This window comes from Actinokineospora sp. UV203, from assembly GCF_056323665.1.
Window position 1 is genome coordinate 5,195,281 of record NZ_CM150484.1, and the last position, 20,702, is coordinate 5,215,982.

The window sequence follows — 20,702 nt, forward strand, 5'->3', positions numbered from 1 at the left end:
TGAGACCCGGTCTCCGGTTATGGTTTCGACGGTACCAAGGAAGCGGAGGGCCGTCCTCCGTATTTGTTATGATAGGAGCGTGACGATCGCCACCAAGCCCCTGCGCGCCGACGCCGAACGCAACCGCGTCCGCGTCGTCAGGGCCGCTCGCGAGGTCTTCGCGGAGCACGGTCTGGACGTCACTTTGGACGATGTGGCCCGGCACGCGGGTGTCGGCGTCGGCACCGTCTACCGGCGATTCCCGAACAAGGAAGCGCTGGTCACCGCCGTGTTCGACCACGTCGTCGAGGAACTGGCCGTGGTGATCGCCGCCGCCGCGTCCACACCGGACGCGTGGGAAGGCCTGTGTGGTCTGATCACCGACATCGCCGAGCGCCAGTCGGCTGACCGCGGCCTGTTCGAGATCTGCACCCGGGCCGACTTCGGTCAGGTGGAGCGCATCTCCGAACACTTCATCCCGGCGGTGGACGCCCTGGTCGCCCGCGCGAAGGCGCAGGGCTCGGTCCGCCCGGACTTCGAGGCCTCCGACATCGGCGCTTTCCTGATCATGGTCGCCGCGTCGGCGGAGTTGACCCGGGCGATCAACCCCGACCTGTGGCGGCGGTACCTGGCCATGCTGCTCGACGGGATCCGCACCGGCGGGTCGGACCCGCTGCCCTGCGCGGCGGCGACACACGATCAGATGGACCAGGCGATGCGCGCGGCGCACTTGTAGTCCCTACAGCGAAAAGCGGCGCCCCACGACATCGAGGGGCGCCGCTTTTCGTTGGCGCTAAATCATTTCAGGTCGGCCGACGACTTGTTCAGCAGGCGGCGGGCGACGATCAGCTGCTGGATCTGCTGGGTGCCCTCGAAGATGTCGAGGATCTTCGAGTCGCGGGCCCACTTCTCCAGAAGCGAGTTCTCGCTGTAGCCAACGGAACCGGCCAGCTCCACGCACCGCAGGGTGACGTCCGAACCGGAGCGGCCAGCCTTCGCCTTGGCCATGCTGGCCTGCAGCGAGTTCGGCTTGCGGTTGTCGGCCATCCACGCCGCTTCCAGCGACAGCAGGTAGGCGGCTTCCCAGTCGGCTTCCAGCTGCAGGAAGGTCGCCGCCGCGGCGGACTGGGTGTTGGCGGGACGGTCGTAGTCGATCTCCACGCCCGCTTCGGAAAGGATGCGGCGGGTCTCCTCCAGGGCGGCGCGGGCGACGCCCACGGCCATGGCGGCGACCAGGGGGCGGGTGTTGTCGAAGGTCTGCATGACCCCCGCGAAACCCAGCTCCGCGCTGATTTCCGGGCTGCCCAGCAGGTTGTCTTGGTGGACCCGGACGTTCTCCAGGCGGAAGTGCGCGGTGTCCGAGGCGCGGATGCCGAGCTTGTGTTCCAACCGGACCAGCTCGAAGCCGGGCGTGCCGCGGTCGACCACGAAGGACTTGATGGCGGCCTTGCCGAGCGAGCGGTCCAAAGTGGCCCACACGACGACGCAGTCCGCGCGTTCGCCGGAGGTCACGAAGATCTTCTCGCCGTTGAGGACGTAGTAGTCGCCGTCCTTCACCGCGGTCGTCCGGATCGCGCCGGAGTCGGAGCCGGTGTCGGGCTCGGTGATGGCCATGGCGGCCCACTTGCCCTTGTAGCGCTCCAACTGCTCGTCGTTGGCGACCGAGGCGATGGCGGCGTTGCCCAGGCCCTGCCGCGGCATGGTCAGCAGCAGACCCACGTCACCCCAGCACATCTCGATGGTGCCGAGCAGCAGCGACAGGTTGGACCCGTTGCGATTGCCCTTCTCCTTGCTCGTGTCCGCCCGGACGCCGCTCGCGCCCGCGCCGCCGCCCGAGGCCGACAGGCCGTCGAGGAGCGCGGCGAGCATGTCGAGTTCCTTGGGGTAGGTGTGCTCGGCGTGGTCGTACTTGCGTGAGTTGGGGCGGAAGAACTCAGCGGCGGCCTGGTGTGCCTGGTCGACGAGCTGCTCGAACTTCTTGGGAACCTCAAGGTTGATCATCTGAATTTCTCCCGTTGTCCTGAGCCCTCAGACGAGGACGACGCCCTCGGCCAGACCGATAACCCGCAGATCCCGGTACCACCGTTCCACCGGGTGCTCCTTGACGAAGCCGTGTCCGCCGAGCAACTGCACGCCGTCGTTGCCGATCATCATTCCCTTGTCCGAACACAGTTTCCGGGCCAGCGCCGCCTCGCGGGCGTAGGTCTTGCCCTGCTCCGCGCGGCTGGCGGCGCGGTAGGTGAGCAGGCGCATGCTCTCCAGCTCGATGCCGATGTCGGCGACCTTGAACGCCACGCCCTGCCGGTGGCTGATCGGCTCACCGAAGGCGACGCGGTCGTTGACGTACGGGATCACGTAGTCGAGCACGGCCTGCGAGGTGCCGACGGCGAGCGCGCACCAGCCGATGCGGGCCAGGCGAACGCACTCGGCGTAGACGTCGCTTTTGCCCTCGGCGATCAGCGCGGTGGCGGGCAGCGACACCTGGTCCAGGTGCAGCTTGCCGAGCGACGCGGCCCGCAGGCCCATGGCGGGCTCGGACTCGACGCTGACGCCCAAGTTTGCGGACTCGACCAGGAACAGCGCCGGACCGCGGCCGTCGAGGTCGGCGGCGACGATGAACAGCTCGGCCTGGGCGGCCCGCGGGACCAGGGACTTCACGCCGGTGATGGTGAAACCGCCGGGCGTGCGGTGCGCCTTGGTGTTCAGGGCGAACGGGTCGAACAGCGCGCGCGGCTCCTGGATGGCCAGCGCGGCGGCGGGCACGTTGTCGCCGACGAACGCGGGCAGGTAGGTGGCCTGCTGGTCGGCGTCGCCCCACAGCACCAGCGCGTTGCTCACCGCGGACGGCGCGAGGCAGGCCACCGCGAGACCCATGTCGCCGTGCGCCATGGCCTCGGCGATCAGCACGTTGGTGACCGCGGAGCGCTCACTGCCCACGCCGCCGAGGTCCTCGGGCACGCCGACCAGGGTCACGCCGAGCTCGGCGGTCTGGGTCAGCAGCTCCTGCGGGGTCTCGCACTTGGCGTCGGCGTCCGCGGCGACCGGGCGCAGCCGCTCGGCGGCGAACTCGGCGACGGTGTCGCGGATCATCTGCTGCTCTTCGGTCGGCGTCAGGTCGAACAGACCCTTGGCCGACGCGGACGGCAGCCGCTTGGGCTTGCCCGACTTCTGCGCGGCGACGAACGTGCGGCTCGCGGCGCCGATGGCGGTGAACCCGGTCTTCGTGGCCTGGTAGACGGTGTTCTGCACCGGCTTGCGCAACCCGAACCGGTCGAGCACCTCGGTGCTCGCCAAACGGTTCAGCACCGCCAGCGCCGTCCCCATGGCATCGCGCCGCGCCGGCTTCGCGCCGACTCCCTCTTTCCCGGCCATGCTGCTCCCTAATCGGTTCGGACCTCTTACCTACTCTAGAGTAGCAAGTGGCTCCAGTCGACCCCTGTGGCCCGGGTCACCGACGGTAGAGGCGCTTATCGACCACGTTGAGCAGCGGTTCTTCCTTGGTGTAGCGGTTGAGGTTGTCGGCGAAGAGTCGGACCAATTCGTCCCGCCAGCCCTTCACGTCGCCGGACATGTGCGGCGAGATGAGGACGTTGGGCATGTCCCACAGCGGCGAGGACGGCGAGAGCGGCTCGTCGGCGAACACCTCGATCGCCGCGCCCGCGATCGTCCCGGAATCCAAGGCGTCAAGCAGGTCCGCGGTGACGATCAGGCCGCGGCGGCCGATGGTGACCAGTCTGGCGGTCGGCCGCATGGCCCGCAGGGCGTGCGCGTCGATCAACCCGGTCGTTGCGGGCGAGAGCGGCAGGGCGACGATCACATGGTCGTGCTTGGGCAGCGCGGAGCGCAGGTCCGTGAGCGCGACGACCGACTCGAAGTCCGGATCGGAGTCCCGGGCGGCTTGGCCCGCGCCGGACACCGCTACCCCGACGGCCCGCAGTTTGCGCCCGATCGCCCGCCCGATCGGGCCGGTTCCGATGATCAGCGCGCTCGACCCGGCGAGGCGTTCGGTCTCCCGCTTCTGCCAGGTGCGGCGCTGCTGCAGCCGCATCGTCGTGGGCAGGTCCTTGGCGAAGGCCAGCATGACGGTCAGCACGTACTCCGCGACCGGCTCGTCGAAGATCCCGCGCGCGTTGGTCAGCACGACGTCGGACTCGATCAGTTCGGGTATCGCGAGGTGGCCGACGCCCGCGGCGGCCGCGTGGACCCAGCGCAGCTTGTTCGCCGCGGGCCAGACCTGGGTCAGCGCGGTGCTGCGAAGGTCCCAGACCAACAGCACGTCCGCACCGGGCAGGGCGTCGACGAGGTGGTGCGACGTGGTGTAGCGGACCGTCGCGTTCTGCTCGATCGTGGTCATCCGGGGCGGTCGTTCGGCGCCGTGCAGGACGACGACGATCGGCCGCCGGGTGGCGTCCATAGCGGGTGCATCCCCATTTCGGGTGGTTCGCTGGCCAACTGGACAACCCAGGCAACGCTAGAAACCTGGAGGCGGCACTGTCAACGCGGTGACAAACCTTGGTCACCGGAGTCGACGCTACCCTCCGTGCTGACATAGTGACCAACGTCGATGCGATTCGCCGGTTTCACGCAGAATCCCCTGTCGGTGGAACGGCAACTTCGGAGAGTGGATCGGACGTCCACAGTTCGTGACTGATTCCCCAGGTTGACCCACGTAATGTTGCGTCTCGGGACCTTGGACCCTTACCGGGCGAAGGTTGAATGAGAAAACATCTCCAAAGAAGTACTAGGGGAAACCCTGGTGCAGAAGGATTTCCCCGGCTAGCATCACTCTCCGTCAAGGGTCACCATCGAATCCGACGATCCGAGACGGACCAGGGGACGCGAGTCGGGGAGCCCGCGCCACGCCGGATCTCACCGGCGCACCGCCGCAAGGTGCGCCGCACACTCTGGGGGCTCATGTGAGTTCTGCAATCAAGCCGGCTGAGTCGGACGTCGACGCGCCGGTTCCCGCTCCCGCCGCGCGGTCTCAAGGGACCGACGCGATCTTCACCCGACTCAAGAGCTCCGCGTTCCACGAGTTGGTCGCCGCCTCGCTGCAGGACGACCGCGAAGCCATCGGCACGCTGTTCGCCTGGATCAACCCGGCGATCATCCGCTACTGCCGGGCCCGCATCGGCCGCACGGGGTCCGCGTACTCCTCCGCCGACGACGTGGCCCAGGAAATCCTGCTGGCCGTGCTCGGCGCCCTTCCGCGCTACCACGACAACTGCGAGTCGTTCCTGCCGTTCGTCTACGGCATCGCCTCGCACAAGGTCGCCGACTTCTACCGCCGCTCCGGGCGTGACCGCTCCGAGCCGGTGGCCGAGCTGCCCGAGACCATGGATGTGGGCCTCGGCCCGGAGCAGATCACCTTGCGCGGCGAGATGCGCACCCGGCTGGTCTCCCTGCTCGACACCCTCGCCCCGCGCCAGCGCGAGATCCTGGTGCTGCGGCTGGTCGTCGGCCTCTCCGCGCAGGAGACGGCCACCGCGATCGGTCTGACCGCGACGGCCGTGCGGGTCGCCCAGCACCGCGCGCTCACCCGGCTGCGCGGCGCGCTCACCGCCACGGACTGGCTCTAGTCCGCCTCCCCGGAATTTTATGTTGGGGTCACCTGGCGGGTGATGGTGCGGATTGGTGGGTGACCGTGGTTGACCTTCGTCACGGTCCCCTTAGGTTCGGTTGCGTGCGCGAGCAGTTGTCGGTGTCCGAACCTAGGATTCCGGGGACGCGGACGAGCGTAGGTAGAGCTGGACTTCGATTCGGCCGGGTTCGGCCATGGCCTCGACCTCGTGCAGTCGAGACACGTCGAAGCCGGCGTTTGTGACCACCTCGCGCAGTTGGTCGGGTGGGTAGGCCGAGACCGATGTCGGCGCGCCGAGGAAGTTCACCGGGAACGCGTCGAAATCGCCCTGCACCATGCTGATCAGCAGCAGTTTCGGGCCGCGCAGCTGCTCGCGGATGTTCGCCAGGGTCTTGGCGATGTCGGCTTTGGGCAGCATCAGCAGCGCGAAGAAGGCGACGACGGCGTCGAACTCGCCCAGTCCCGCCGTCTCCCGCAGGTCGCCGCGCAGGTAGGTGCCGCCGGGCGCCTGCTCCTCAGCAAGGTCGAGCATCGTCTGCGACTCGTCCACGCCGACGACCGTGAAACCGGCGTCGACCAGCTGCTTGGCCGTGGGCAGGCCGCTGCCGCAGCCGAGGTCGAGCACGCGGGCCCCGGGGGGCAGCTGCTCGATCAGCCAGTTCGTCTCGGCGATCTGCGCGTCGCGCTCGACGAACGACTCGTCGTAGCGCTTGCCGATCAGGTCGAACGCGGGAGTGGGGTTCTCGGTAGGCACGCCGCACAGCATGCCGCTACCCGCGTCCGTGGGCCAGCTTCCGAATGGGTCAAGTGCGGGAATCCTTGCGCAGCAACAGGCGAACCGTCAGTTCGAGGCGGTCGGCGACGTCGTTCGCGGTGGCCCGTCTGGTCACCCAGGCGACCAGGTTGGACAGCCACACGTCGGCGATGACCCTGGCCACCGCCATGTCCTCTTCGGTCGGCTCGTCGTGCATGGCGTAGGCGAACATCCGGTCCATCAGCCTGCCCACCGCGTCGACCTCGGCGGCGGCGGAGGCGTCGGCGAACATGAACGCGCGGGTCATCGCCTCGGTCAGGTGTGGGTCGCGCTGCATGGCGCGGGTGACCCGGCCGAGGACCTGCAGGACACGGTCGTACGGCGTCTCACCGGGGATGGTCGCGCGGTCGAGCCGCTCCAGGCCGCGTTCGAGTTCCCGCGCCAGGCCGGTGACCAGCAGGTGGATCTTCGAGGGGAAGTAGCGGTAGAGCGTGCCGAGCGCCACGTCGGCCTTCTCGGCCACCGCGCGCATCTGGACCGCCTCGAAGCCGCCCTTGGAGGCCAGCGCGATGGTGGCGTCGAGGATCCGCTTGCGGCGGTCGCGCTGCGCGGCCGAGCCGGGCTCGTCCTCGGTGAGCAGACCGTTCGCCGCGCGGGGTCGGTTCGTGGCGGTCATCCAACATTCCTGTCCGTCGAAAACTGAAACACGTTCTATAGTAGCTCGTGGTTCCGACACGAGGAGGTCAGCCCGTGCCGATCGCGGTCACCGAAGAACAGCGCGCGATCCAGGACGCGGTTCGGGCGGTCGCCGCCCGGGTCGCTCCCCATCGCTCGGTCCGTGAACACGTTCCACACTGTACCCGCGAGTTGATCGACCTCGGGGTACTCGGGATGGCCGTGTCCACTGAGTTCGGCGGCGCGGGCGGGTCCGTGTCCGACCTGGCGGCGGCCCTTGAGCAGAGCGCGTACGAGCTGTTCGGCGGGCCGCTGCTGAGCTCGGCGCTCGCCGGGTTGCTGCTCGCGGAGGCGGGCACGCCCGAGGCGAAGGGACTGCTGCCCGGACTGCTCGACGGCACGGTGTCGGTCGCGGTCGCGCTGTGTCCTGACGGTGTGGCCGTGCGGCCCGACGGGACCCTGGGCGGCGAGGTCCTGGTCGCGGCGGCGGAGCAGCTCGTGGTCGGTGCGGACGACCTGTGGTGGCTGGTGCCGACCGCGGGCCGCGTGGAGCCGGTCGAGGCGCTCGACTTCTCCCGGCCGCTGGTCCGGGTCCGACTCGACGGGCTCCGACCGGAGGCGGCCCTTCCGGGCCTCACGGCGGCGCGGGTCGCGGACTTGGCGGTCACCCTCGGCACGGCCGAGGCGGCGGGGATCGCGCGGTGGTGCCTGGACACCGCGGTCGCCTACGCCAAGGTGCGGGAGCAGTTCGGCAAGCCGATCGGCGCGTTCCAGGCGGTGAAACACCTGTGCGCGCAGATGCTGTGCCGGTCCGAGCGGGCCGCCGCTGTCGCGTGGGACGCGGCCAGGGCTGACGACCCAGTGGCCGCGGCCGTCGCGGGCGCGATCGCTTTGGACGCCGCGGTGGACAACGCGAAGGACTGCGTCCAGGTCCTCGGCGGCATCGGCTTCACTTGGGAGCACGACGCCCACCTCTATCTGCGGCGCGCGTCGGCGCTGCGGAGTCTGCTCGGCGGCTCCGCGCGGTGGCGGCAGCGGGCGGCCACGCTGGTTGTCGGCGGCGCGCGGCGGCGGCTGGGAATCGACGTGGGCGTCGATGATGACGTTCGCGACCAGGTTCGCCGGATCGCGGCGCTGCCGGTCGCGGAGCAGCGGACCGCCCTCGTCGACACCGGTTACCTCGTTCCGCACTGGCCCAAGCCATTCGGCCTTGGCGCGTCGGCACGCACCCAGCTGGTGATCGACGCCGAACTGGCCGCCGCCGGGGTGCGCGGGCCGGACCTGGTGATCGGGGCCTGGGCGGTGCCGACGATCCTGCGGCACGGCACCGACGAGCAGCGGGAACGCTTCGCGTGGCCGACCTTGCGTGGCGAGATCGCGTGGTGCCAGCTGTTCAGCGAACCCGAAGCGGGCTCGGACTTGGCCGCGCTGCGGACGCGGGCGACGAAGGTCGACGGCGGGTGGTCGCTGAGCGGGCAGAAGGTGTGGACGTCGCGGGCGCAAGAGGCGGACTGGGGGATCTGCCTGGCTCGGACGAACCCGGATGTGGCCAAGCACAAGGGGATCACGTACTTCTTGGTCGACATGACCGCGCCGGGAATCACGCTGCGACCGCTGCGGGAGATCACCGGGGAATTGATGTTCAACGAGGTGTTCCTCGATGGTGTCTTCGTGCCTGACGACTGTGTTGTGGGGTCGGTGGATGACGGTTGGGCACTTGCTCGGTCGACGTTGGCTGACGAGCGGGTGGCGATGGGTGGCTCGTCGGCGGTGGGTGAGTCTGTGGAGAAGTTGGTGTCCGCGCTTGGTTCTGTGACGGATCCTTTGGTGCTGGATCGGCTCGGTGGTCTCATCGCGGATGGCACTTCAGTGTCGCTTGTGGACTTGCGGGCGACTTTGCGGACGCTTGAGGGGCAGGGGGGTGGGGCGGAGTCTGGGGTGCGGAAGTTGATCGGGGTGCGGCATCGGCAGGCTGTTGCTGAAGCTGCTGTGGACTTACTCGGTGTTGGCGGGGCTGTGGGGGGTTCGTCGGAGGTGTATGAGTTTTTGTTGTCGCGGTGTTTGACGATCGCTGGGGGGACTGAGCAGGTTTTGCTCAGTGCTGCTGGGGAGCGGGTGTTGGGGCTGCCGCGTTAGCTCTGCTCATGCTGTTGGGGCCTGTTTGGTGGGGTCCTTGCGTTTCGGTGGCCGCACAACGGGGTTCCCGGGGCGAAGGTCTTGCGGTGGGCGGGTTTGTCGGCTAAAACTAGAACAGGTTCCAATTTCGGAGGCGGTGTGGACTTCGGACTCGACGAAACGCGGTCGGCGGTGGCCGCGCTCGCGGCGGAAGTGTTGGCCCGCGACGGCGCGGCCTGGTCGGACCTGGTCCGGGCGGGGCTGGTCGCCCTGGCCATGCCGGTTCGGCTCGGTGGGGACGGACTTGGGGTCCTGGAGACCTCGCTCGTGCTGACCGAGGTGGGTCGCCGCGCGGCGGCGCTGCCTGCCCTCGCCACGTTGGCCCTCGGTGTGCTGCCACTGGCCCGCCTGGGCACCCGCGCCCAGCAGGACACGCACCTGTGTGCGGTCGCGACCGGCGACGCGCTGCTCACCGCCGCGACCCGGGAACCGTCGGTGTCGCTGCCCGCGGCTCCCGCCACCGTCGCCCGCCGTGACGGGGACCGGTTCCTGGTGTCCGGCACCAAGATCGGCGTCCCCTACGCGGCCGAAGCTTCCCGGATCCTCGTCCCGGCCACCATCCGTGGCGGCGGTGTGGCGGGTGTCCTGCTCATCGCGCCGGATGCCGCCGGGGTGCGGGTCACGCCGACGTCGACCTCATCGGGGATGCCGGAGTACACAGTGGACCTGACGGATGTCGTGGTCTCGGCGGGTGATCTTCTGGGTCGCGACCCGAGTGGGCAAGCCGCCCGGGAGTTGAACCGGTTCGCACTGGCAGGGGCGTGCGCGGTTGGTGACGGGCTGGCCGCGGGGGCGCTGGAGCTGACCACCGAGCACGTGCGGCGGCGCGAGCAGTTCGGCAAGCCACTGGCCACCTTCCAGGCCGTGGCGCAGCAGATCGCCGACGTCTACACCTGTGCCCGGACCCTGCACCTGGCCGCGCGGTCGGCCTGCTGGCGGCTCGACTCCGGCCGTGACGCCGGGTACGACCTCGACGTCGCCGCCTACTGGCTGGCCGAGGAACTGCCCGCCGCGCTGCAGGTCTGTCACCACCTGCACGGCGGGCTCGGTGTCGACGCCGCCTACCCCATGCACCGGTACTATTCGACGGGCAAGGATCTCGCCCGCTTCGTCGGCGGCGCGGGCCAGCGGCTCGACCGTCTGGCCGCGGTGGGCGGGTGACCATGCTCCTCGACCTCACCGACGCCCAGCGTGCGCTGCGCGACGAGTTGCGGGCCTACTTCGCCGGGCTGCTCACCCAGGCCGAACGCGACCTGATGCTGACCGAGCGGCACGGTGCCGTCTACCGCGACGTCGTGCGGCGGATGGGCCGCGACGGGTGGCTCGGCGTCGGCTGGCCGACGGAGTTCGGCGGACGCGGGTTCGGTGGTGTGGAGCAGCAGATCTTCGTCAACGAGGCGGCGCGGGCCGACATCCCGCTGCCCTACGTCACGCTGCAGACCGTGGGGCCGACGCTGCAGCGGTATGGCACGCCGGAACAGAAGGCGCGCTTCCTCCCGGCCATCCTCGCCGGTGAGGTGCACTTCGCCATCGGCTACACCGAACCGGAGGCGGGCACCGACCTGGCGTCGCTGCGCACCACCGCGGTCCGCGATGGTGAGTCCTATGTGGTCAATGGACAGAAGATCTTCACCACGGGCGCGCACGACGCCGACTTCATCTGGCTCGCCGTCCGCACCGACCCGGATGCCCCACGGCACAAGGGGATCTCGATCCTCATCCTCGACACCACCGACCCCGGGTTCAGCTGGACGCCGATCATCACCTGCGACGGCGCGCACCACGTCAACGCCACCTATTACAGCGATGCCCGGGTGCCCGCGGACATGTTGGTGGGCAAGGAGAACGAGGGCTGGCGGCTGATCACGACCCAGCTCAACCACGAGCGGGTCATGCTCGGACCGGCGGGCAGGCTCGCCGGGCTGTGCGACCGGGTGCGTGACTGGGCAGGCTCGACCAAAGGCCCGGACGGCACGCCGATCCTGTCGTTCCACGACGTCCGCACGACGCTGGCCCAGGTGTCGGCGTGGGTGCGGGTCAACGAGCTGCTCAACTGGCAGGTCGCCGCCGTCGACGGGCCGGTCGACGTGGCCGACGCCTCGGCGACGAAGGTGTTCGCCTCCGAACGCACCCAGCGCGCGTGCCGGATGCTGGAGGAAATCGTCGGCAGGCACGGTGACCCCGCCGACCCGGACACCGCGGACCTGGTGCGCTGGCTCGACGCGCAGGCCAAGCGCAACCTGGTGCTGACCTTCGGCGGTGGCGTGAACGAGATCCAACGTGAGCTGATCGCCACCGTCGGTCTTAAGCTGCCTCGGGTGCCGCGATGATCCGGGACGTGGCCGACCAGGTCATCGCGCGCGGCGAGTCATCGAGGCGGGCCGCCCCGGATCCGGTGAACGTGCCCATGGTCCGGCACTGGGTCGAGGCACTTGGTGACCGAAACCCGGTCTACACCGACCCGGTGGCCGCCGCCGAGTCCGTCCACGGCGGACTTGTCGCGCCGCCGGCGATGGCCCAGGTGTGGACGATGTTCGGCCTGCGCGGAACCCGACCGGCCGACGATCCCTTGGGCGCCATGGTGTCGGTCCTCGACGAGGCGGGCTTCACGTCGGTCGTCGCGACGAACTGCGAGCAGACTTACCACCGCTACCTGCGTCCGGGCGAAGAGGTCACGGTCGGCGCGCGGCTGACCGATGTGGTGGGCCCCAAGCGGACCGCGCTGGGCGAAGGCTGGTTCGTCACCACGGTCAGCACCTGGTACGTCGGCGATGAGCCGGTGGCGGAGATGCTGTTCCGGGTGCTCAAGTTCCGTCCGCCCGCCGTGGAGCCGGTCGGCGACGTGCTGCGGCCGGTGGTCAGCCTGGACACGGAGTTCTTCTGGTCGGGCACGCGGCAAGGCGAGCTGCGGATCCAGAAGTGCGTGGCGTGCGGCGAGGTCCGGCACCCACCCGGCCCGATGTGCCCGGGCTGCGGGTCGACGGAGTTGACCTATGTCGTGGCGGAGGGTGTCGGCGAGGTCTACAGCTACGTCGTGCACCACCACCCGCCGATGCCCGGCAAGCGGCTGCCGTTCGTGGTGGCGCTGGTGGAACTGGCCGAAGGAGTGCGGTTGCTGGCCGAGCTGATCGACGCGGACCCGGCGGAGGTGCGGGTCGGACTGCCGGTGCGGGTGGACTTCCAGCGGATCGACGACGACCTCACCCTGCCCGTCTGGCGGGTGCGGTCATGACGGTCGCCGTCGGGGACACCCTGCCCGAGCTGGTCATCGAGGTGACGCCGACGTTCGTGGTCAGCACGGCCATCGCCACCCGCGACTACCAGGACGTCCACCACGACCGCGACGCCGCCGTCGAGCGCGGGTCGAAGGACATCTTCCTCAACATCCTCACCGACACCGGCCTGGTGCAGCGGTTCGTGACCGACTGGGCGGGCCCGAACGCCATGGTCCGCGGCATCGCGATCCGGCTGGGAGTGCCGTGCTACGCCTACGAGACGCTCACCTTCACCGGCCACGTCAGCGAACGTGAGGGGAAGCTGGTCGTGGTGAGTGTGGTGGGGCGCAACAGCATCGGCGATCACGTCACCGGGACGGTCCGGGTGGAGCTGCCATGAGCACGCTGTCCGGCGCGGCCGCGATCGTCGGCATCGGCGCCACGGAATTCTCCAAGGCCTCGGGCCGCACCGAACTCCGCCTCGCCGCGGAGTGCGTGCGCTCGGCCATCGCGGACGCGGGACTGTCACCGTCCGATGTGGACGGTCTGGTCACGTTCACCATGGACACCAACTCCGAGATCGCGGTCGCCCGCGAGGTCGGAATCCCGGAGCTGTCGTTCTTCAGCCGGATCAACTACGGCGGCGGCGCCGCGTGTGCGACTGTCCAACAGGCCGCGATGGCCGTCGCGACGGGAGTCGCGTCGGTTGTCGTGTGCTACCGGGCTTTCAACGAGCGGTCAGGTCAGCGCTTCGGCCGGGTCCAGGCCGCCGCCGCCCAGCAGCCGACCTCGACCGGCGTGGACAACGGCTGGCACTACCCGATGGGCCTGGGCACGCCGGCGGCCACGGTCGCGATGTTCGCCCGCCGCTACATGCACGAGTACGGCGCCACCAGCGCGGACTTCGGCCGGATCGCGGTGGTCGACCGCAAACACGCGGCCACGAACCCATACGCCTGGTTCCACGGCAGGCCGATCACCCTCGAAGACCACCAGTCGTCACGCTGGATCGCCGAACCGCTGCGGCTGCTGGATTGCTGTCAGGAGAGCGATGGCGGCGTGGCGTTGGTCGTCACCACCGCTGAGCGGGCCCGGGACCTGCCGCACCGGCCGGCGATCGTGCGGGCCGCCGCGCAGGGGAGTGGGACCGACCAGTATGTGATGAACAGCTACTACCGGCCGGACATCACCGGTCTGCCTGAGATGGGACTGGTCGGCAGGCGGCTGTGGGCCCAGTCGGGCCTGTCACCGGAAGACATGTCGGTGGCGGTGCTCTATGACCACTTCACCCCGTTTGTGCTGGTCCAGCTCGAAGAGCTCGGCTTCTGCAAGCCCGGCGAGGCAAAGGACTTCATCGCGGACGGGACCCTGGAACTCGACGGCAGGCTGCCGCTCAACCCGCACGGCGGACAGCTGGGCGAGGCCTACATCCACGGTATGAACGGGATCGCCGAGGGAGTCCGCCAGGTTCGCGGCACGGCGGCGAACCAGGTCGCCGCCGTGCGCAACGTCGTGGTCACGGCCGGAACCGGGGTCCCGACCAGCGCGCTCGTTCTCTCCCGGTAAGCGCTACCACTTCACCGGAACCAGATCCGGCCCGACGACATGGCCGGCGTGCGCGGCGACGTCGTGGGTGAAGTGCGCGCCGTACCAGACCACGACGTCCTGGCCGTGGATGTTCTCCCCGTTGACGAAGTTGCCGATGTTCGCCTCGTACGGTGGGCCGGTGGCAGGCACACCGTTGTCGATCTCGGCGGACGGCTTGTACCGGGTGATCCACAGGTCGCCTTGCGGGAACGGCCAGTCGGGCATGTCGGTCGCGACCCCGTCGTCGTGCCCCGGCACGATCTCGTAGGCCGCGCCGGACCGGGCGTCGGTCACCCGCCACTTGCGGGAGCGCCCGTAGTCGCGCGCTCGCTGGATCTCGTAGGCCTTGTCGTGCCAGTTGTCCCACCCGGGTGCCAGCGGCGGGTCGTTGTACTCGGCCACCACGTTGTTGCCCGGTGTGCGGATGTCGAAGTCCAGCCGCCAGTAGCAATGGTGGTGGTGGCGGTTGCACACGCACGGGAAGGTGACCGCGGAGAACCCGAAGCGGGGTTTGATGGTGCCGTCGACATGGAAGCGCCACGAGCTGATGTAGCGGTACCAACCTGCCTGCATCTCGCTGAGCAGGACGACTTCCGGGCCGTCGACGTACACCGCGACCCCGGTGAAGTTGCCCGTGTCGCTGCCGGATTCGAGGATCGACTTGGCCGGGCTGGTGCAGAGCCGGAACCCTGGTACGGGGTCGGATCCGTCGGCCTCGAACGGTGACTCCTCGTTCTGCCAGTCCAGGTAGGGACCGCACGCGTCCCGGTCGTAGCGGACGTTGAGAACCGGCACGTGCGCCTGCCACAGGACGCGCTTGTCGCGGTAGTCCACGTAGCGCAGCTCGATGCCTGAGCCGTTCGTCCCCGAAGAGCCCGCCGGTCGCTTGACGAGCATCCGCCACAGCCGGGTCTGGCCCTGCCACACCGTCACCCAGGCCTGGCCCGGCGTGTTGGTGACCGTCTGCTGTCCACCCGGGGTGAACCCGCACTGCCCGTCGGTGTCGCCTCGGGGCGCGATCTCGCGGATCTCCCGGCGGTGGATGTCCACCGACGCGACCCGGAACGGGCCGCCACGCTCGCGCGGGGCCAGCACGACGCCGATGGTGCGCCGCATCCGTCCGTCCGGCTGCTCGACCTCGATCACCGGCGGGACGTGCGGCATCGCGATGACCGCCTCGCCCAAGCCGTCGCGCCACTGCCGGTCCTCGCCGAGCAGTTGTACCGCCAGGTCGAACTCCTCGGCGCTGGGCAGCGGCTGGCGGGCGTAGTCGGCGACGTCGAGTTCATCGGGCCGGTCCAGATAGCCGACAGCCTCGATCGCGCGGTCGTTGGTGTAGTCGTAGACCGTGGCCCGGAATCGCCGCTCTTCGCCCTCCTCGCCGTCCTTGCCGCGCTCGTCATCCACCGGCTGCAGGTTCAGCAGCCTGAACTCGGTCCCGTCGAGCAGCTCGCGCATCCTGGGATGCCGCGTCACCTCGTCCCGCAGCCGGTCGGTCACCTCCTGGCCGAAACCAGCCGGTTCGATCTCGACCCTGATCTCCTTCGCCATCCTGGTCACACCTCCAGCGCCCTTGGCCCGCGAACCCGCGGGCCTTCTGACTCTGTCGCCGAGGTTGTCGACCGCGTGAGGTGTCCACCTGGGACTCACCCGTTCGGACTTGCGAGTTCACCCGCTGGTGCGGGTCAGCGTGATCCCGGTCAAGACCTCCGTGTCGCGGGCAGGCACCGTCGTCACAGCGTGGATCTTCTCGCCGTCCGGCCACACGGAAGTCCGCAGCGACTCGCCCGGGTAGACGACTCCGGCGAACCGGGCGTCGAACGACTTCACCAGCCACGGATCCCCGTCCAGGCAGGCGTCGGTCAGTGCCTTGGCGACGATCCCGTACGTGCACAGTCCATGCAGGATCGGCGCGGGAAAACCCGCCGCTGAGGCGAACTCCGGACTGGCGTGCAAAGGATTGCGGTCCCCGCACAGCCGGTACAACAGCGCCTGCTGCGGAAGGGTAGGCGTGTCGATCACCAAGTCGGGTTCCCGAGAAGGCTCGAAGGGGACGGCGGCAGGCCCGCGTTCGCCGCCGAATCCACCCTCACCCCGGGCGAAGATGCTGGAGCGGGTCGTCCACAGCAGCACACCGTCCGGGCTGGTCGCGGTCGCCTCCTGGACGATCACGGCCGCCTTGCCCTTGTCCCACACCTCGACGATCCGCGAGTCGATCCGCGCCTTGCCCTCCACCGGGATCGGGCCGTGCACGGTGATTCCCTGGCTGCCGTGCAGCACCTTCGCCAAGTCGACCGAGATGCCTGGGAACGACACGGACGGCGGCTCGAACACCCGCAGGCTCGGCGCCACGACACCGAACGTGGGGAGGACACGGAGGTCGTCCTCAAGCGCGTACCGGAGTTCCCGGGGTGACGTCGGGTCGCCGCCCGCGCCGACGGCCAGGTGGTACAGCAGGACATCCGAGGCGGTCCAGGTGAAGGACGTCCCGGGCAGTTCCGCCCCGATCGCGACCTTGGGGTCAATTGGCATGCGACACCCTCATTCGTAGCTGATCTCGACTTTCGAGGTCACCGGCACCGACTGGCAGGCCAGGCGGATTCCCTCGTCGAGGTCTTCCTGGTCCAGCACCTCGTTGTTCAGCAGCTTCACCTCACCCGACACCAGCCGGTACGCGCAAGCGCTGCACGCGCCTTCCCGGCAGGAGTACGGAGCGGGCAGGCCCTTGTCGAGCAGGACATCCAGCAGTGTGCTGGTGACCGGCCAGTCGACGGTGTGGCGTCTGCCGTCCAATTCCAGTTCGACGACCGCCTTCTCGCCGTCCGGGTCGGGGGCGGCGGCGACGGCCTGGTCGAACGGGTTCGCGCCCAGGGAGGCGAACCGTTCGAGGTGGCGGCGTTCGCGGGGGAAGCCCAGTGTCTTAAGGGCTTCGGTGACGGCCTTCATGAACGGCGCGGGGCCACAGGTGAAGGCGTCGTAGCCGGCGAACAGGCGGGCCAGAGTGCGGAGTTGGGCCACGCTGGGCAGCCCTTGCACGCTCTCCAGCCAGTGGATCACCGTCAGCCGTTCCGGGTGTTTGTCTGTCAGCGCCCGCAGTTCGGCGGCGAAGATCACCGAGGACTCGTCGCGGTTGGCGTAGACCAGGACGATCCGGCCAGAACCCGCTGCCAGGGCGGACTTGAGGATCGACATGACCGGGGTGATTCCGCTGCCACCGGCGAACAGCAGCAGGTCCGCGTCCAGGGACTTCGGGGTGAAGATGCCCGACGGTGGGAGCACCTCGATCGTCGAGCCCGCCGAGACGTTGTCGCACACCCAGTTCGAGGCGTATCCATCCGCGGTGCGCTTCACGGTGACCTGCGGTTTGCCGCCCTCATACGGGGAACTCGACAGCGAGTAGCAGCGGGCGACCGAGCCGCACTGGTCGCTGGGGACCCGCAGCGTGAGGAATTGGCCTGGGGCATAGGGGAAGTCGGCGTCGAAGACGATCGACCGGGCGTCAGCGGTCTCCTCGACCACCGCCGCCACCGTGAGCAGGTGGGAGGTCAGCTCACTCACCTGGCACCTCCAGCTCTCCGTCGTGGGCCGCGCGCTCGATTGTCGCGTGCAGGGTCCAACAGGTGTCGACCAACGCGCTGACCGTGCCGCGCGCCACGGCCTCGGCGAACTCCGGGCACGTCGCGGCGGGGTCGGTCGTCCACTGGACGCTGGTGTGCCGGGCGCTGTTCTTCTTGACCAGCACCCGCGTCCCACACCGGTCGCAGTCCAGCGGCGCCAAACCGCCCTCGAGAAATTCCCGCCGCTCGGACACCGTTACTCCGTTGTCTCGCGGGCCGCCAGGTTCTCGGCGACCTCCTTGGCCCACACCTCGTTCGCCCTGGTGGTGTCCACTTCGAACTCGAAGCGCCGGGTCATGTCCTGCATGACCTCGGCGGCGTCGACGTAGAACTGCTCGTACCAGCGGCGAAGCTGGTAGACCGGGCCGTCCTCCTCGCACAGCAGCGGGTTGTCGATGCGGGTCTTGTTGCGCCAGATCTCCACGTCCTGCAGGAACCCGACGCTGAAGCTCTTCGCGAACTTGCCCGCGATCCGGTCGGCGTCCTCCGGCGAGACACCCGGCAACCGCTTGACGATCACGCCCCACTGCAGCACGAACGAGTTCTCGCTGACCGGGTAGTGGCAGTTGATCAGCACGGTCTCGATCACCGTGCCCTTGTAGTCGTTCCACAGGTAATTGATCATGTATGACGGCCCGTAGTACGACGCCTCCGAGCGCAGCGCGAGATCCTCTGAGGCGTAGTTGGACTTCGAGTGCACGTCCGGCCTGCCGCGCGAGTTCAGGTACTGGGTGGCGATGTGGCCTTCGAAGATGTTCTTGAAGAAAGTCGGGAAGGCGAAGTGGATGTAGAAGAAGTGCGCCATGTCGACCATGTTGTCGATGATCTCCCGGCAGTTGGCGCCGTCGATCCGCACGCTGTCCCAGGTCCAGTTGCTCCACTCCTCGGAGAACGCGCCGTCGACCCGGGGGATGACGACGTTCTCCGGCGGCGGGTTGCCTTCCGGGTCGTTCCAGACGAACAGCTGCCCGTTCTGCTCCTGGGTCAGCCACGACCGGGTCCGCGCGCGCAGCGGAATCCGCTTGGCATAAGGGATCGCCGCGCACTTGCCGTTCCCCGCCCAGCGCCAGTCGTGGAACGGGCAGGCGATGTTGTCGCCCTTGACCGTGCCCCGGGTGAGGTCGCCGCCCATGTGCCTGCAGTAGCCGTCGAGCACGTTGAGCGTGCCGTCCTCCGCGGCGAACACCACGAGCTTGGTGCCGAACGCCTCGACGGCGTGCGGCTTGCCGTCGCGGAACGGCTCGGCCAGGCCGAGGCAGTGCCAGCCGCGGGCGAAGCGCGTGGGCGGGGCGCCCACGTCGATGGTCCGGACGGGCTGTTCGGCCTGCGTCATCGCGTTCCTCCAGTGGTACCTGCCCGGTCGGCGATGTCCTGCGCCGCCAGGTAGCCGAAAACCATGGCAGGCCCGAGCGTCGCGCCCGGCCCGGCGTACGTGTGCCCCATGACGGCCGCGCTCGCGTTGCCCGCCGCGTACAACCCGGCGATCGCCGTGCCGTCCCCACGCAAGACCCGGGCGTGGGTGTCGGTGCGCAGCCCGCCCTTGGTTCCCAGGTCGCCGGGAACGATGCGCACGGCGTAGAACGGCGCCTTGTCGACCGGGCCCAGGCACGGGTTCGGCTTGTTGCGCGGATCGCCGTAGTAGCGGTCATACGCGCTCTCGCCGCGCTGAAAGTCCTCGTCCCGCCCGGTCCTGGCGAAGCCGTTGAACCGCTCCACAGTGGACATCAGGGCGTCCGCCGGGACGTCGATCCGCTTGGCCAACTCGGCCAGGGTGGCTGCCTTGTGCAGGGCGCCTGACTTGAACCACTTGCCCGGGAGCGGCTGGCGGGGGCCGAGTCCGGCGAAGACGTACCGGTTGCGGTAGCGCTGGTCCAGGATCAGCCACGCCGGGATGTGCGGCTTGTCCTCGGTGTGGCCGTCATACATCGCGTGCACGGCGTCGACGTAGGGCGAGGCCTCGTTGACGAACCGCTCCCCGGCCTGGTTCACCAGGACACAGCCCGGCAGTGTCCGCTCGGCGAGGCAGAAGTACGGCCCGCGCGGCAGTTCGATCGACGGACCCCACCACGCGTCGTCCATCAGGTCGACCGCCGCGCCCGCGCGCAGGCCCGCTTCGATGCCGTCGCCGGTGTTCTCCACCGCGCCGACCGTCCAGTCGGCCGTGATCGGCTCGCGCTGGTACTCCTTGCGCATCCGCTCGTTGCGCTCGAACCCACCCGAAGTCAGCACGACGCCGTGCCGGGCCCGCAGCATGACCTTCTCGTCGCCGCGCGCGACTTCGACGCCTGTGACCCGGCCGTCCTCGACCCGAAGGTCGACCAGCGGTGTGTCCAGCAGCAGCGGCACGCCTGCCCGGCTCAGCCCGACCCGCAGACCGCCCGAAAGCGCTTGCCCCATGGTCAGCATCTCGCGCCGGCGCAGCAGCGACAGCATCCGCCTGCCCGCGACCCGCATCGTCCGCAGCAGTCCGCGCGGGTGCCGGGCCATCAGGTTCATCCACTTGTAGTCGGCCTGGGTGATCGCCATCCCGGTGGGGGCCTTGAGGTACGGCGGGTTGAGCCGCGCGCGTTCGGCGCCGAGCAGCTTGGCGCTCATCGGCTTCGGCTCCACCGACCGCCCACCGGGCAGCCCGCCGGGCGCCTCGGGGTAGTAGTCGGAATAGCCCGGCACCCAGGCCAGTTCCAGCGGCGTGTTCGCCAGCACGAAGGACACCGCGGCCGGTCCGTTGTCCAGGAACGCCTGCCGCCGGTCCTCGGGGACCACATCGCCCACGATGTGCGCCAGGTAGTCACGCGCCTGCTCCGGGCTGTCGGGCACACCCGCGGCGAGCAGGGCCGGGTTGTTCGGCACCCACACCCCGCCACCGGACCGGGCCGTCGACCCGCCGTAGGTCGCGGCCTTCTCCACCAGCACTGTCCGCAGCCCGCGCCGGGCCGCGGCGAGTGCCGCGGTCATGCCCGCGGCCCCGCTGCCGACCACCACCACGTCGTAGTCGCTGTCGTGGTCGGCAGCAAGGTCGGTCGCGTCGGGCATGTCCACCTCCGGTCGTCTCGGCGTTCCGCACAATACTAGAACAGGTTATAGTTCTGTTCCGTCGAGCGCTACGGGAACTGCGGATT

At 69.3% G+C, this 20,702-nt stretch carries 19 protein-coding genes; 8 read left to right on the top strand and 11 right to left on the bottom strand.

All coding sequences use genetic code 11. The features are described 5' to 3' along the window. Nucleotides 1-79: 79 nt before the first annotated feature. Nucleotides 80-715: a TetR/AcrR family transcriptional regulator gene (locus ACUZ2Y_RS24985; RefSeq protein WP_476323136.1), complete on the top strand. Its 636-nt coding sequence runs from the start codon at nt 80-82 to the stop codon at nt 713-715. A gap of 62 nt (nt 716-777) precedes the next feature. On the opposite strand, the gene ACUZ2Y_RS24990 is transcribed toward ACUZ2Y_RS24985, so the two are convergent. The 3 genes from ACUZ2Y_RS24990 to ACUZ2Y_RS25000 form a co-directional block, all read right to left on the bottom strand. Further along, on the bottom strand, nt 778-1,980 hold the full coding sequence (locus ACUZ2Y_RS24990) for an acyl-CoA dehydrogenase family protein (protein WP_476323139.1): 1,203 nt from the start codon (nt 1,978-1,980) through the stop codon (nt 778-780). A gap of 27 nt (nt 1,981-2,007) precedes the next feature. After that, a complete protein-coding gene (locus ACUZ2Y_RS24995) occupies nt 2,008-3,303 on the bottom strand; it encodes an acyl-CoA dehydrogenase family protein (RefSeq protein WP_476332060.1) in 1,296 nt (431 codons plus the stop codon). Nucleotides 3,304-3,427: 124 nt separating this feature from the next. After that, complete coding sequence (locus ACUZ2Y_RS25000) at nt 3,428-4,393, bottom strand: D-2-hydroxyacid dehydrogenase (RefSeq protein ID WP_476323142.1); 966 nt, start codon at nt 4,391-4,393, stop codon at nt 3,428-3,430. Nucleotides 4,394-4,895: 502 nt separating this feature from the next. Between ACUZ2Y_RS25000 and shbA the strand changes: the two genes are divergently transcribed. After that, complete coding sequence (gene shbA, locus ACUZ2Y_RS25005; RefSeq protein ID WP_476323145.1) at nt 4,896-5,558, top strand: RNA polymerase sigma factor ShbA; 663 nt, start codon at nt 4,896-4,898, stop codon at nt 5,556-5,558. Nucleotides 5,559-5,690: 132 nt separating this feature from the next. Here the strand turns inward: shbA and ACUZ2Y_RS25010 are convergent, their stop codons facing one another. Next, nucleotides 5,691-6,314 carry a class I SAM-dependent DNA methyltransferase gene (locus ACUZ2Y_RS25010; RefSeq protein WP_476323148.1) on the bottom strand — a complete coding sequence of 208 codons (624 nt, stop codon included), beginning with the start codon at nt 6,312-6,314 and terminating at the stop codon, nt 5,691-5,693. Nucleotides 6,315-6,363: 49 nt separating this feature from the next. Next, entirely contained in the window at nt 6,364-6,990 is a 627-nt protein-coding gene (gene kstR / locus ACUZ2Y_RS25015; protein ID WP_476323151.1) for a cholesterol catabolism transcriptional regulator KstR, read from the bottom strand. Between the two features lie 74 nt (nt 6,991-7,064). On the opposite strand from kstR, the gene ACUZ2Y_RS25020 reads away from it, so the two are divergent. The 6 genes from ACUZ2Y_RS25020 to ACUZ2Y_RS25045 all read left to right on the top strand — a co-directional run bounded on the left by ACUZ2Y_RS25020 (nt 7,065) and on the right by ACUZ2Y_RS25045 (nt 13,945). Then, nucleotides 7,065-9,125, top strand: coding sequence for an acyl-CoA dehydrogenase family protein (locus ACUZ2Y_RS25020; protein ID WP_476323154.1), 2,061 nt, complete (start codon nt 7,065-7,067; stop codon nt 9,123-9,125). A 138-nt stretch (nt 9,126-9,263) separates the two neighbouring features. Then, nucleotides 9,264-10,325: an acyl-CoA dehydrogenase family protein gene (locus ACUZ2Y_RS25025; protein ID WP_476323157.1), complete on the top strand. Its 1,062-nt coding sequence runs from the start codon at nt 9,264-9,266 to the stop codon at nt 10,323-10,325. Nucleotides 10,326-10,327: 2 nt separating this feature from the next. Next, nucleotides 10,328-11,494 (top strand): acyl-CoA dehydrogenase family protein, encoded by a 1,167-nt coding sequence (locus tag ACUZ2Y_RS25030; RefSeq protein ID WP_476332062.1) that lies wholly within the window; start codon nt 10,328-10,330, stop codon nt 11,492-11,494. Next, nucleotides 11,491-12,396: a bifunctional MaoC family dehydratase N-terminal/OB-fold nucleic acid binding domain-containing protein gene (locus ACUZ2Y_RS25035; protein ID WP_476323160.1), complete on the top strand. Its 906-nt coding sequence runs from the start codon at nt 11,491-11,493 to the stop codon at nt 12,394-12,396. Before ACUZ2Y_RS25030 ends, ACUZ2Y_RS25035 begins: the two co-directional genes overlap by 4 nt. Next, entirely contained in the window at nt 12,393-12,779 is a 387-nt protein-coding gene (locus ACUZ2Y_RS25040) for a MaoC family dehydratase (RefSeq protein WP_476323163.1), read from the top strand. The genes ACUZ2Y_RS25035 and ACUZ2Y_RS25040 overlap by 4 nt, the downstream gene beginning before the upstream one ends. Then, nucleotides 12,776-13,945, top strand: coding sequence for a lipid-transfer protein (locus ACUZ2Y_RS25045; protein WP_476323166.1), 1,170 nt, complete (start codon nt 12,776-12,778; stop codon nt 13,943-13,945). Before ACUZ2Y_RS25040 ends, ACUZ2Y_RS25045 begins: the two co-directional genes overlap by 4 nt. 3 nt (nt 13,946-13,948) lie before the next feature. On the opposite strand, the gene ACUZ2Y_RS25050 is transcribed toward ACUZ2Y_RS25045, so the two are convergent. From ACUZ2Y_RS25050 to kstD, 6 genes are all read right to left on the bottom strand, one after another. Next, on the bottom strand, nt 13,949-15,517 hold the full coding sequence (locus ACUZ2Y_RS25050; protein WP_476323169.1) for a copper amine oxidase: 1,569 nt from the start codon (nt 15,515-15,517) through the stop codon (nt 13,949-13,951). A gap of 117 nt (nt 15,518-15,634) precedes the next feature. After that, nucleotides 15,635-16,498, bottom strand: a complete 864-nt coding sequence (locus tag ACUZ2Y_RS25055) for a MaoC/PaaZ C-terminal domain-containing protein (RefSeq protein WP_476323172.1) — start codon at nt 16,496-16,498, stop codon at nt 15,635-15,637. 9 nt (nt 16,499-16,507) lie between these two features. Next, nucleotides 16,508-17,524, bottom strand: coding sequence for a 2Fe-2S iron-sulfur cluster-binding protein (locus ACUZ2Y_RS25060; RefSeq protein ID WP_476323175.1), 1,017 nt, complete (start codon nt 17,522-17,524; stop codon nt 16,508-16,510). Continuing rightward, nucleotides 17,517-17,777: a hypothetical protein gene (locus tag ACUZ2Y_RS25065; RefSeq protein WP_476323178.1), complete on the bottom strand. Its 261-nt coding sequence runs from the start codon at nt 17,775-17,777 to the stop codon at nt 17,517-17,519. Before ACUZ2Y_RS25065 ends, ACUZ2Y_RS25060 begins: the two co-directional genes overlap by 8 nt. Before the next feature lie 2 nt (nt 17,778-17,779). Next, complete coding sequence (locus ACUZ2Y_RS25070; RefSeq protein ID WP_476323181.1) at nt 17,780-18,916, bottom strand: 3-ketosteroid-9-alpha-monooxygenase, oxygenase component; 1,137 nt, start codon at nt 18,914-18,916, stop codon at nt 17,780-17,782. Then, nucleotides 18,913-20,616, bottom strand: coding sequence for a 3-oxosteroid 1-dehydrogenase (gene kstD / locus ACUZ2Y_RS25075; RefSeq protein WP_476323184.1), 1,704 nt, complete (start codon nt 20,614-20,616; stop codon nt 18,913-18,915). The genes ACUZ2Y_RS25070 and kstD overlap by 4 nt, the downstream gene beginning before the upstream one ends. Nucleotides 20,617-20,702: the final 86 nt, after the last annotated feature.